At 63.6% G+C, this 12,880-nt stretch carries 5 protein-coding genes and 1 pseudogene; 4 read left to right on the forward strand and 2 right to left on the reverse strand.

The annotated features are described in order from the left end of the window. The first annotated feature begins 20 nt into the window (after positions 1 to 20). From H5J31_RS03290 to istA, 4 genes and pseudogenes are all read left to right on the forward strand, one after another. Positions 21 to 374 (forward strand): spore germination protein GerW family protein, encoded by a 354-nt coding sequence (locus H5J31_RS03290; RefSeq protein WP_181770923.1) that lies wholly within the window; start codon positions 21 to 23, stop codon positions 372 to 374. A gap of 1,566 nt (positions 375 to 1,940) precedes the next feature. Further along, positions 1,941 to 2,312, forward strand: a complete 372-nt coding sequence (locus H5J31_RS40545) for a recombinase family protein (protein ID WP_181770924.1) — start codon at positions 1,941 to 1,943, stop codon at positions 2,310 to 2,312. Beyond that, complete coding sequence (locus H5J31_RS03300) at positions 2,198 to 2,938, forward strand: hypothetical protein (RefSeq protein WP_181771040.1); 741 nt, start codon at positions 2,198 to 2,200, stop codon at positions 2,936 to 2,938. The genes H5J31_RS40545 and H5J31_RS03300 overlap by 115 nt, the downstream gene beginning before the upstream one ends. Positions 2,939 to 3,742: 804 nt before the next feature. Next, positions 3,743 to 5,358 (forward strand): annotated as a pseudogene (istA, locus tag H5J31_RS03305) (IS21 family transposase). 101 nt (positions 5,359 to 5,459) lie between these two features. Here istA and H5J31_RS03310 read toward each other — a convergent pair. Both H5J31_RS03310 and H5J31_RS03315 read right to left on the reverse strand, forming a co-directional pair. After that, positions 5,460 to 5,897: a hypothetical protein gene (locus H5J31_RS03310; RefSeq protein ID WP_181770925.1), complete on the reverse strand. Its 438-nt coding sequence runs from the start codon at positions 5,895 to 5,897 to the stop codon at positions 5,460 to 5,462. Positions 5,898 to 6,538: 641 nt separating this feature from the next. Then, a complete protein-coding gene (locus H5J31_RS03315) occupies positions 6,539 to 12,790 on the reverse strand; it encodes a polymorphic toxin-type HINT domain-containing protein (protein ID WP_181770926.1) in 6,252 nt (2,083 codons plus the stop codon). Between the last annotated feature and the right edge of the window lie 90 nt (positions 12,791 to 12,880).

The following is a 12,880-nucleotide window of genomic DNA, read 5'->3' on the forward strand; positions in this document are numbered from 1 at the left end:
GCCGAACACGGGAGCACCTCATGAACGTCGACGAACTACTGAAGAAGACCAAAGACGGTCTCGAAACCAAGATGGTCTACGGCGAGCCGTACCACGCCGACGGGGTCACGGTGATCGTGGCCGCCACGGTCGGCACCGGTGGCGGTGGCGGCGACAGCCGCGACGAGAAGGGCCGCTCGGGCGAAGGTGGCGGGTTCGGTCTGTCGGCCAAGCCGGTGGGCGCGTACGTCATCAAGGACGGCAAGCTGCGCTGGGAACCTGCCATCGACGTGAACCGCCTCTTGGCCACGTTCGGCATGATCGCGGTAGCGGCACTGTTCGCGGCCACACGTTTCGCGAGGCTCAAGCGGGAGGCCGAGCCAGAGTTCTCCTGACGGCGGATCGGTAGTGGCGATCATCGAGCGGCCCTGAACCCGGCAGGGAATCCACGGAAAGCGGTGCGGGGAGAGCGAGGACGTGAACGCCAAGCTACGAACCGCTTGCGATCTGCAAAGTCTCCTGACCTGGATGACCAGGACGGGGCACGGTCACGGGAACAGATGTGAGCACAGCTGGTCGCCGCACCGAGCGGGATCTCAGACTCGGCCGTGACAGACCGCCACTATCGACTGGACGGCCTTGTCATCGCAGGCGTCCCAGTCGGCGCGGTCCACGGCCCCGCCCTTGTCGTCGAGGGTGAGGGAGATCCCCGACCAGGGCCGAGGAATTCCCGCTGACCACTATCGGTTCGTCGCGCGAGTCGATCGCACAGAGACTGGCACCCCTGATACCACGGCTTTGTCAATCGCCCCTGGGCTCCAATCCGTCGGCGGGGTCAAGCCCTAACATGGCGAGTAGCAACGCACAGTCCTCGACGTCCTTCGCCGCCGACGCCACCAGACGCGCGCCGCGACAACGCTGGTCGCGGCTCATCTCGTAGGACTCTGGCCTGACGCCATCGAGGCTCGCCGCAGGCCGCCTCGTCACGGCGGCACCTGTCTTTCTTCCCTTGGCTCTCATCACGCCACCTCCCGAGTCGGCTGTTCCGCGGGTAAACAGCCGAGGACTGGGGCGGCACCGGTGGGGTCGTCAAGGGGAACGTGTCCTCGCCACCCTCTCCGGTTCCTCCAGGGTAGCCCTGCGACCGCGTCACGAAGCCGATCATTCGTCTGCGAGACCTGAACCACCCACGCGGATGAGCACGACACCGGCCGAGAGGCCCTACCCTGGAATCAGACGCCCTGGACCGCGGCCGACCGGTGACGATGAATCGGACTCGATCGAGGTGACCAGAGGTGCCAACGGAAGTTCCTCCAGGCCGGCCCGCTCGGGCAAGGCGCTGCCCCGCCTGTCACCAGCCGATCAATTCCCCGGCCGCCGTCGACGGCACGCCTTCCCTGCGTCGTCGACACCCGACCATGCCTGCCGTTCCTGAGACAGACCCGGCCAAGCAGGCAGAGAACACTCACCGGGACTGGCCCACTCGTCACGGTGGCGGCTACCCGCAGGGATGGCGAGTCCGTTTTCGCCGGCACGCGTCCTGTCCACCCAACCACGCAAGGCCTGCTGAACAGGAACGCACCGGAACGGTAGCGGGAGGCAGCCTGCGTGACGAACACACCGGCATCACCTGGGTTCCGATCCGTCCGGACGGCGCCCGCACCGGCACCTCTGCCCGTGCCATTCGGGCGACAGACATCCTCGACGCCGAACCGCCGGCGCGCGATCCGAACTGAAATCGCTATGCACAGGAAGTCTCTCAAACCGCAAGCAAGGGACAGCGAAAGATTCACACCACCGGGCTGATCAGCCTCTTCACCGGAGCACCGACGGACTGTGTCGTGCCGGTACCCGTGCACGATCCTCGAGATCGCTCGCGGGCACGGCGGAACCGCAAGGAGGGTGGTGAGTTCCAACGTCCGCAAGGAAACGCGCTAAGGGGTGGTGAATCGTGATCAAGCGTGTACGACATCCTGCGGAACCCGAAGTACACCGGCTATCAGGTCTTCAACCGACGAGCCACCCGATCACGACGAGGCAAAGTCAACGACCCGATCAAGTGGGCCTGGTCGCCTGCCCCTGTACATGAGCCGCTGATCCCGAAGTGGATGTGCGACGCGATCAACGCGGGCTGGAAGTCCAACCAGGGCTCGCGAGACGGAACCGAACCAACGAACAACACCCGGCCACGGCCAGGACGTACCTCTTCCGTGGACGGATGTTCCACGAACGCGGAAGACGGATGTTCGGCGATCCGCGTCATGGCGGGGCGTACTACCGCTGCCGGCGAGCAACAACAACCGAGGCCGTTCAGACAGGTTCGCCGACCATGAAAGGTCCTCTACCTTCACGAGGACGCTGTGGCCAAGTTCTTCGCCGACCGAGTGTTCGGCCCCGACCGGCGGGCGACCTTGCCGGTGTCGACGATCATGCGACAGCAGAACGAGACCGTGTTCAGCGCAAGCTGGCCGAGATAGCCAAACAACAGGCATCGATCCTGAAACAAGCGCAGCAAGGCGACCCTGACGATCCCTTCACCGCCGCACTGCGGGGTGACTACAACAACCTCGCCAAAGAGGAGAAGCAACTCCAGGCCAAGATCACAGAGCTGAACGAAGCGGACCTTGCTGTGACGCCGAAAGGGGTGACGGTAGACGAACTGCCTCTGATCGACGCGCTGCCCTACCTCGGGTTGGCGCCGAGACCGTACCTTCAAGCGCTGTTCGAGGCCGTCCAGCTCGCCATCATGGTCCACGACGACGGCGAACATGCGACAATCACGATCAAACTCCCGGCAGGCCAACTACCGAAGATCACTCACGTAGCGGAAAGGATCACCGACGCGACGCACTCCCCCGAACTCCAGCGCGCAGCCGCGCCGGAGCTTGTGGGGATGTTGTCTGTGCCCCCGGACAGGCTCCTCCGGGTTGTACAGCGGGAAGCACTCTGTGCGCAGTGAACGGGCGGCACTCTCAGGATGCACATCGATCAATGAGAAGCCGCTAATTATCAGCGCACTCGTATCGCTGATCATGCAGCGTCGGCATGCCCAGTCGACCAAGACGTGAAGCTCGCAGCAAACAGGACGCGCCAGGTCAGCCAACTCGAACGCCGGCGGGCGACAGCGACAAGTCTCCATTTTCGATCCTGCCGCTTGCTCCGCCAAAGGCGCGCACAACGCAATCATCCGGACCCACATAGCGGGGCGCCCGGTGCCCGCTGGGACGATGCACGCATCCAGGCTGCGTTGCGCGCGGCGCGGCAGTGCGGCGTGGTTTGATCGATCGCAATCCCGCTCGCTTCATCGATCTTCCACGGCAGCAGCGGCCACCCGCGGTGGCGTGGACCGCCGCGCAGACCACGACGTTCCCGCGGAACACCCGCGCCCTTCTGCTCTACCCCACTGTTCCATCTGCTGGGCATTGCTCGGCCAACGCGGCGGCGAGGTGATCGGCCCGCCGTGGAGCGACATCGATCAGCAAGTCGCGCATTGCGTTCGCGCCTGATCGCGAAGTCGTCGACCCCGAGTACCTCGACAGTACCGTCGTTCGGGTCAGGCAATGCGTGCACAAGCCCAGCAGGGTCCCCCCGCTGGCCGTCAGTCCCGGGTCGTGGAGCCAGCCGTGGTTTTGTCTGCGTGATGTGACCGCGGTTGTCCGTCTGTAGTGACCGCGGTCGGCGTGGTTGCGAAGTAGGTGTTCGTGAGATTTGACCGCGGGTGAACCCTTGCGGTGGGCGGCTACGTGTGCTTGACGGAGCACGTATGTCCCCGCTGTCGAAGGTAGAGCTCTACGCGGCGATCCGCCGGGACGCCCGGGCTGGCATGTCCGGGCGTGCTTTGGAGCGGAAATACAACGTCGGCCGGCGCACGGCGGTCAAGGCGCTCGCATCGGCGTGGCCGGAGCCGCGGAAGAAGCCATCACCGCGGTCTTCGGAGCTCGATCCATTCAAGCCAGTGATCGACGAAATCCTGCGTGCGGACCTGGATGCCCCGGCGGAAACAGCGGCACAAGGTGAAGCGGATCTTCGACCGGTTGATCGACGAACACGCCATGGCCGAAGTGTCGTATCAGGTCGTCCGCACCTACGTCGCGATCCGCGAGCCCGAGGTCCGGATCTCGGCCGACCGCGGCCCGGCCGAGGTGTTCATACCGCAGTCGCATCGGCCGGGACAGGAGGCGGAGATCGACTTCGGCGAGGTCGCCGTGCGGCTGCGCGGCACGCTCGTGACGTGTTTCCTGTTCGCGCTGCGGCTGTCGTTCTCCGGCAAGGCCGTCCACAAGATTTCCCTGTCGGGCGGCCAGGAGGCGTTCTTCGAGGGGCACGAGCACGCGTTCCGGGTGCTCGGTGGTGTCCCGCTCGGCCAGATCCGCTACGACAATCTCAAGGCCGCGGTCGCCCAGGTGCTGGGGTTCTCGCGGTAGCGGGTGGAAACCGAGCGGTGGACCGCGTTCCGGTCGCACTGGGCGATCGAGCCCTTCTATTGCCACCCGGTTTGCAGGGCGCGCACGAGAAGGGCGGGGGCGAGGGCCAGATCGGATGGTTCCGCCGCAATCACCTCGTCCCGGTTCCCGAAGTCAGCTCGCTGAGCGAGCTCAACACCTGCATTGAGGCTTGGGACGTCGCCGATGAGACCCGCCGGATCGGGGCGCGGCCACGCACGATCGGCGAGATGTTCGCGCTCGAGGCTCCGCTGCTACGGCCGTTGCCGGACGAGCCGTTCGAGACCGGCCGCTGGTTCACCCCGCGGGTCGACCGGTTCAGCCAGATCAGCATCCGCACCAACCGCTACTCGGTGCCTGTCCGGCTGATCGGGCGCCGGGTCCGGGTGCTGTTGCACGCCTCCGAGCTGATCGTGTTCGACGGCCGCACCGAGGTCGCCCGGCACGAGCGGCTGCTGGCCAAGGCCAGCAGCCGTCTCGAGCTGGACCACTACCTCGAAGCGCTGGTCCGCAAACCCAGTGCCCTCCCTAGGGCGACCGCCCTGGAGCAGGCGCGCGGCGGGTAAGTTCACCCCGGTGCACGACGCCTGGTGGGCCGCTGCCCGCAAGACCCACGGCGACCGCGACGGCACCCGCGCGCTGATCCAGATCCTGCTGCTGCACCGGCACATGACCCACGAACACGTCGTCGCCGGCCTCGCGGCGGCACTGCGCGCCGGCGCGCTGACCGCGGACGCGGTCGCGCTCGAAGCCCGCCGACACCGACACCACACCACCGTCGGCAGCCGACCGGGTCGTCCCGCCCGCAGCGGTGACCTCGCTGACCGAACGGCGGCTTACCCAGCTGCCGCCCGACACCCGGCCGCTGCCGTCGGTGGCGATCTACGACCAGCTGCTGCTCAGCCACCGAACTCCCAGAGAAGGGACAAACACATGACCGCGATCCCCTAAAACACTCCACTCGTCCGACACTAAAGTCGACTACCGACTCTGAGCAGGGCTGTGACCATCAACCACAGACCGCATCCACCTAATTAATTAACCCGCATAAATTACCAGTGTCGGCCCATAATCATCGGAACCATCACTGAACTGAACCACGAACTCTCTTCCAGGAAATTGCATTAGCGCCGAACTCTTCCAAGATTCGACCATCCGGTGCGCGAGTTCAACCAGAGCATCGTTCTCAGCCTCAGATTTCGGCGAAAAGAAGTCCCAAAGATGAACGTGATTTACCGCAGATTCAACCGATTGTTCGACGCCATCGAATCGATCGATCCACGCATCGACTCCACTGGCATCGAAGACGAAGTCCAAGAATATGCAGCCGCGATATTCGACAAAGCCAGGAGACATTAGCGCGATTACCGAGCACGCTTCAGCGATCGACACATTAGACAGCATGAACGTCCGAAGGTCAAAGCTGCCAAGATCGGCACACCAGGCATCCACCTGCGGCAGGCCGTTCAGTTCCATGTCACCTTACCTTCTTCATGCGTACGTTGCTCATGAGTTTACAACCTCCTCGACATGAGGACCTAACAGAATGGCCTTGGATGTGACTTGACGCCGCATCTTGGTGATGACCCGGAGGCGGGCTCAATGAGGGCAGCCGTTGATGGATCGCATGTGCGGACGTTAGAAGGGGCCCAGAAACCAGCCCCAGCCCAGTGGACCGAGCCCGTGCCGGGTCGAAACACCAAATAATCACCGACGACACCGGCATCCCGCTCGCGGACACCCTCATCGGCGGGGACCGACATGACGTCACCCAGCTGATGCCGCCGATCCACGCGATCCCACCCGCGCGGGGCCGACCGGGCCACCGCGGCGACAGCCACGCCGGATCTACTCCGACCAGGCCTACGAACACGACAAGTACCGCCCTTTGTCCACGCCACGAGAATCCCGCCTGCCACCGCCCGCAGCGACGAACACCGCGGCCCCGGCGCCCACCGCTGGAGCACCGAAGACGCCTTCACACTTCTGCACTAGTCACGCCGCCTGCGCCTCCACTGGAAAATCTGCAACGACATCCACCAGACGTTCCTAGCACTCGGCTGCACCATAATCTGCTGACACAGACTCAAACCACTCAATCTGTTAGGACCCCTTAATCAGCAACCAATACGAGGCAAATCGTCAGGGCCAGCCGGAATTGCAACCTTGCTCTGCTGAGGGAAAATTCTTCCATCCGGAGCCACGTTACGCGTAAACTCTTGAATATGCGGCGTCGGAACTCCGAGATGAGTCGCGCCGACCAGGTCAACCCTTCGCAAAATTATCCCGTCAGCATCATATACCGCATAATTACTGATAGCACCGTTATGAGTGCGATACAGAATTCCATTAGCTGGCCCGCCAGCATCCAATGCGCCGCCAACCGGAAATTTTCCATTGCCCCAAGGCGTCGCACCACTAAGGTCGACACCTGTCCCACCGGCGTTATGGGCGAGAATCGGCACAGTCCCGGCGATTACGTGATATGTGTGCAGGGTGTCGACGGTGAGGTTGTAGACGCGCTGACGCTGGGCCTGCCATCGGTCGACCTTGACCACAGTAACGACCACACCAGTATCCGTCCGGAGAGTATCACCGGCCTTAAGGTCGGTCGCGTCGGTCCAGGACGCGCGGTCTGGCGACCAGAACGGGTGTTTGTCGGTCGCGATGACCACACCGACCTTATCTCCGCTGGGGCCGTCGACGTCGACGGTCAATTCGACCAGGTTCTTCTGACCTTGTCCTACGATGGTCGCAATCACTGGGCGCGACTCGGTGCGGCCGGTTTCAGGGTCTGTGGCGACGACCTCGTCACCGACCTCGATTTCTTCGATCGGTTTCGTTACCCCGCCGACGAGCAGCACCCGGGTACCGGCGACGAAACTATTCGACGTGGCACACTTCGCCACGGTCGGGGCAACATCGCTGAATTCCTTTGCCCCCTGTTTAACAGCGGCTTTGGCGCCGGCGGCTGCCCAGCCGACGAAGGGAATAGCGGCGGCCGCGGAGAGTCCTGCGTTGAAGTCGTCGCCCTCACCCGCATAGATTGCCGCGTTGACCAGGTCTGCGGCCTCGCCGAGCAAGGGGAGGTAGCCGATGATGTCAAGGCTGTTATGTGCGGCTTCGGAGAGACTTTCCGATCTGAACAACTGCCAGGCCGCGCCTAGACCGGTCCAGGGCACTGCTACGGCGTCCGCCCACTCCAGGGGCGTCTGCGGAAGGCGCTTTTGCTTCTTCGCGCCGTTCATCTGCGCCTGGTTGTACTGCCGTCGTTTCTCGTTAGCACCGGGCTGGCCGCGCTTGACGTTCATGTTCGTGAGCTGCTGGTCGCTGTAGTGACCGTGGATGCCGCTGCCGGCCACCGGATCGATCCCGCAGTCGCCCCGCCAGCCGACGCAATAACCCGGCGAGTCCTCAGGAGCGAGACCAGATGGGTCACTCAGCGCGATCGGGTTGTTGTTGGCGTAGCTGTAGCCGTTGATCTGTTGCGGGCTGGACGGGTCGAGAAGCGGGTCCAGCGACACGAACCGGCCCAGATCGGCGTCGTAGTCACGGGCACCGAGATGCGTAAGCCCGGTCGAGGCATCGATCGTGCCGCCCACGAAGCCACGCTCACCCGGCATAGCGACGTCCGGGCCCCGTTGGCTGCCGAAGGGGGTTTGGCGTCGTTGCTTGACCGTGAGGTCGTTCGCGTTGATCGCGACCTGCGTGGTGCCCTGATGATCACCGGCAAGCCAGGTCAAGACGCCGCCGGTCCGCATCGCGACTGTCGCCCCGCCGTGGGTGTAGTACCTCGTCGTGGTCGCGTTCCCGCTCGCCTTGTCAAGGCGAACCTCCTGCCCACCGAGATAGAGCGTCGTGCCCGTCGGATCACGCCGGATCAGCCGATCGCCGTCGGCGTCATAGAGGAATGTCGTGTCCGAGGTGCCGTCGGTCACCTTCTCGAGCTTGTTCTCGATGTTCCATTCGAGGTTTTGCTGCCCGGAGGCACCGGGGCGGGTCTTGGTGTTGCCGAGTTGGTCGTAGGTGTATTGAGTCGTCTTGGCGCCCGCAGGCCCTTCTGTGGTGATGGAGTTGGGCACATGCGGTTTGGCGGTCCCGGGAGCGGCGTAGCTGTACTTGCGGGTGATGTCGCCACCAGTCAGGTGCTGGGTGTCACCGGTCCGGTTGCCGGACTTGTCATAGGTGAAGGATTGCCAGTACGGGGCCGGACCACCGAGACCGGTGGAACCGGGAGGCGCGCCGCAATCGGGGTTGGCGGGCGTCCATGCTTCGGTGAGACGTGTCAGGTAGTCGTAGCCGAAGCACTGCTTGTCCGTCGGCTGCCCGATGGGGGTGTTAGCGATCGAGGTGATGTTGCCCGTGGGGTTGTAGGTGTAGTGGGTGTCGGTCTGCATCGGCTGCGGGACCTCGGCGTCGACGATGGTGCGATCGAGCCGTCGGGTGTTGGTGTCGTAGTAGTAGGACAGCCACGCCCGTTTTCCGTTGGCGCTGGTGCTGCTCTTGCCTCCGAGCTGTAGCCGCTGTGGTTCGCCGTAGCGGGTGTAGCTGCTCTCGGATACGTAGTCCTGGTAGTCCTCGTCCACGCCGCCTTCGGTGCTCTGGAGGTATCCGAGATCGTCGTGGACATAGAGCATGCTTTCGACCGACAGGTCACCTGCCCGCGGAATACCCTCACCGCCGAGGCTTCCATCCCAGTTGTACTGGAAGAACGACTGATAGGTACCGGCCAGCTTCGGGCCCTCGATCGGCGGGATGATGGTCGACTGGACGGTCGGCTGGTACAGCGGCCCATAGACGTTGACCTTCTTGACGTAGGCGTTCCCGTCGACCCAGCGAGTTGACGACGCGACCTGCCCGATCCCCTTGTGCGCGGTGTCGTAGGCCCATTCACTGAGTTTGGTCCCCGCCAGGCTGTCTTTGAAGACGCCGGTCTTGCGGCCGAGTTTGTCGTAGCCGTAGGCGAGGGTGACGTTGCGGGCGTCGGTGCTGCTGGTCTGCTGGTTCAGCTTGTTGTAGGTGTAGGTGGTGGCACCGCGGTCGGGATCGTCGGCGCGGATCAGCGAGCCGTGGATGTCGTAGGTGTAGGACCAGCGGTTACCGCTCGAGTCCGTGATGGCGGCGAGTTTGTCGGAAGGGGTGTAGTCGTACTTGGTCTCGTCGTAGTCGCCGGTCGGCTGGGCGCCGTGGTACTGCCAGACGCTGCGGGTACGGCCGCGGGCATCGGTGATCGTGCGGGTCGCGATACCGCCCGCCGGTGGCGTGACGCTGACCGAGTCTCCGCCGTAGGCCGTGCTGGTTCGCCACTTTTCGTGTCCACCTACCTGGTAGATCGATGCGGTGGCCCGGCCGGCGCCGTCGAATTCGGTGAAGGTCAGGCCCGGGACTTTGAGGTCGCTGGCCACCCAGAGTGAGGTATCGACCGGTTGGTCGTTGTAGAACGGTTGTGTTGTTTTGTAGGCACGGCCCTGTGAGTCGTAACGGGTGTCTACCAGCAGCCTGCCGCCTCCGGGTGCGGGTGCCTGGACTTGTCTGGTTCGGTAGAGGCCGTCGAGAATCGTTGTCGAGGTGGTGTAGTTCCCCTTGGGGCCGATTTGCGTGGTGGTAACCGAGCTGGGTGCGTCTCTTCGGACGTCATAGGCGAAGCGGGCGGTGCCTTGAGCGTTGTCTGCTCGGGGCCGGTTCGGCTGCCAGACTTCTGCTTTACGCCCGAGCGCGTCGTAGCTGGTCTCCGTAACGCGGTTGTTGGGATCGGTGACCGTGAGAGGTGACCCCCACGCGGGCTCGAACACGGTGGTCGTCTTGTGCCCGAGCGCGTTGGCGGTGACGAGTTGAGTGACAGGGCCGCCGACGGCCGGCGTATAGATGGAAGTAGCGGTGTTGCCATCGGCGTCGGTGATTTCGAGCGGACGACCATAGACATCAGGTTTGGTCTTGGCTGTGGTCCGATAGATCGGAGTGAAGCCGTTGTAACCGTCGACTTCCTCAGCCAGGGTGACGTCACCGACAGAGGGTGGAACACCATGTGCGAGCGTGTCGTAGGACAACCGGACGTCGGAGATGGTGTCTCGCGGATAGACCGGCAGCAGGCCGCAGCGTGCAGAGAGTGTCTCGACCCGTGATGGGAAGCTCAGCAGCCATCGTGTCGTGTTCTGCGCGTAAGTCGTGGACGTGCAGTGCTCGTCACCGGAGACGTTGATGTCGCCGAAGTCGTTGACCTTGGTGGGCAGACCATTGGGATCGTAGTCCGTCGTGGTTTTCGCGACCCGCCAGCCACCTGCGGCCAGTGCCACGAATCCGCGCTTGATACCGGTGTGGACCAGGTATGCCTTCAAGGCTCCCTGGGTGGCTGTGGGCCCTTGCCAGGTAGGTTCGGTGATCGTCTTACCGACGATGGCCCCGGCTTCGCCGTTCTTGATGATGGTCTCGAGGGTGAAGCCCTGGAGCCAGTCCTCGTCGACGTGAGTGGCGCCCTCGCTGTCCTGGACGCTCGCCGTCCGCGAGCCGTTGTTGGGGAGCTTGTCCCCGTGCATGCCGCGGAAGTAGCGGGTTTCGGTGTACCCCATCGGCCCGCTGGGGTCGTTGGGCTTGCCGGTGCGGACGATGACCTTGCCGAACCCGCGGAACTCGTTCCAGGTCTTGTCTTTCTCGGACTCGAAGTCGGCTGTGGAGTAGTGCCATGCCGCACCGTCGGGATAGGAGTAGCTGGTGGCTTGCTCACTGCTGGTACTCATCCAGTCGGACTCCACGACCGCCTCGACAACGTATTTGTTGAAGTAGTCGGTGCGCTCGGCGAAGTCGCGCTGTGTCCACGTGGCCGGGAAGCAACGCTTGGTGTTGATTTCCGGTTTGTCCGGCAAGGAGGTCGCAGTGCAGTCCGAGGGCGCGTACCTGATGCTGGTGACGCCACCGGCTTCGGAGACGATCGCGGAGAGCCGATACCGGTTCAGGGGCCCTGCTCCGTCGCCCTTGTCCACCCGGTTCGCGAGCTTCGTGCCTTCGAAAGTGACCTTGGGCAAACCGATCGGTGTTCCGACATGACCGGTGTGGACGATGCTTTTGAGCCAGAGAGCAGCTTTACGGCCGTCACCGGGATCCGGGAATTGATGTTCCAGCGTCCAGCTGTCTACATCTGAGTAGCCGTTGCCTTTGCGGGCCTGGGTGGTGATCTTGGCGAGGCGTTTCGTCGACCAGAACGTGGGGCTGTACTTGTCCTTACAGGTCGTGCCTTCGCAGCGGTCTGCCAGGGCCACGTCGGGAAGGTTCTCTGGCTTGTCGAGTGTGCACAGGCTGCCGGGAACGCAACGATCCTCGGTCGTGAAGTTCACCTTGCCGGTCGCGGGCGCTGAGTCGCCATCACGAAGTCCGTACTGGATCTCCTTGAGTGTTCCGCCACGGACATAGGACACCGGAGTGTCTTTGAGGTTCTGGCCGTAGTTGTTGGTCTCGATGTCATAGGTGTAGCGGATCAGGTTGCCGTGGCGGTCCACGACCTTGTCCAGGTTCCAGCGGTACGCCTGGACGCAGGCGGAGTTGGCGAACGTGTTGTCCGCCGCATGGCACGGTTCGCCGACGTCATCACCGTAGACCGGAATTGTCCAGGTCGACTTTGACGTCGGCGTGGACCCGAAGAAATACTGGGTGCCGTCGACCGTGGTGATCTTCCAGTACTCGCCGTCGCGGGCACCGTTCGCGGCGCCGGCGAGGTGCTCGATCCGGGAGCCGTTGTCGCTCTTCTGCCGCCACGTTTTCTTTGTGGTGTCGTAAACCAGCCGACCACCGGAACCGTTGTAAGACGCGATCGCGTTATCGCTCTTCCAGCAGAGGTCACCGACCTTCGGCGGGGTCGTTCCGTTCTCCTTGTCGTCCTGACAAGCACCATAAGCGCGTTCGACGAATCCCGGGTGGAGGTCCCATCCGTCCCCGATCCACGATGCCTGGTTGTTCGTGGCACTTGTGCGCCCATCAACCGCCGACGACGTGTAGGACAATGCCAGGTTGGGTGTCAAATTGCCCGGGGCCGGAGGAACGCGCAGTGGATACGACCACGAGAAGTCTCCCGTTTGCGTGGACACATCCCAGGTTGCCGTGGGCGACAGCGAGGTCGCTTTGCTGGTTCCGCCTCCGTCGGGCGTGGTGGAGCCGGTGGGTTGGTTCCCGGTGAGCGCCTTCAGGCTCGCTTCATCGAGATCACGGCCCTGCATGGTCTGGTTCGTCACCGGAGTCGAGTCGACTATCGGTGGGTCGACGCTCCAGCCATTGGCCGCGTTCGCGACTTGCGAGGTGCTGACGCCGGTCACGACCAGCGAGCAGATCAACGCCACCGTGAGGGTTCTCGAGGTGCGGCGTGTGGACGACTTGTGTCGCATCGGTTCTCCAGGCTGGACGCGATGAGGTTCTGCCCGTGGTCTGGGAGCGCCTCAGTGGCTGTAAGTCGATCGGGTCGTGGATTTCCCGGT

This window comes from Amycolatopsis pittospori, from assembly GCF_013870525.1.
GTDB lineage: Bacteria > Actinomycetota > Actinomycetes > Mycobacteriales > Pseudonocardiaceae > Amycolatopsis > Amycolatopsis pittospori.

Coding starts and splice junctions, on each gene's coding strand:
- H5J31_RS03315 (WP_181770926.1), bottom strand. CDS start 12,790: ATGCGACACAAGTCGTCCACACGCCGCACCTCGAGAACCCTCACGGTG.
- H5J31_RS03300 (WP_181771040.1), top strand. CDS start 2,198: ATGTTCCACGAACGCGGAAGACGGATGTTCGGCGATCCGCGTCATGGC.
- H5J31_RS03290 (WP_181770923.1), top strand. CDS start 21: ATGAACGTCGACGAACTACTGAAGAAGACCAAAGACGGTCTCGAAACC.
- H5J31_RS03310 (WP_181770925.1), bottom strand. CDS start 5,897: ATGGAACTGAACGGCCTGCCGCAGGTGGATGCCTGGTGTGCCGATCTT.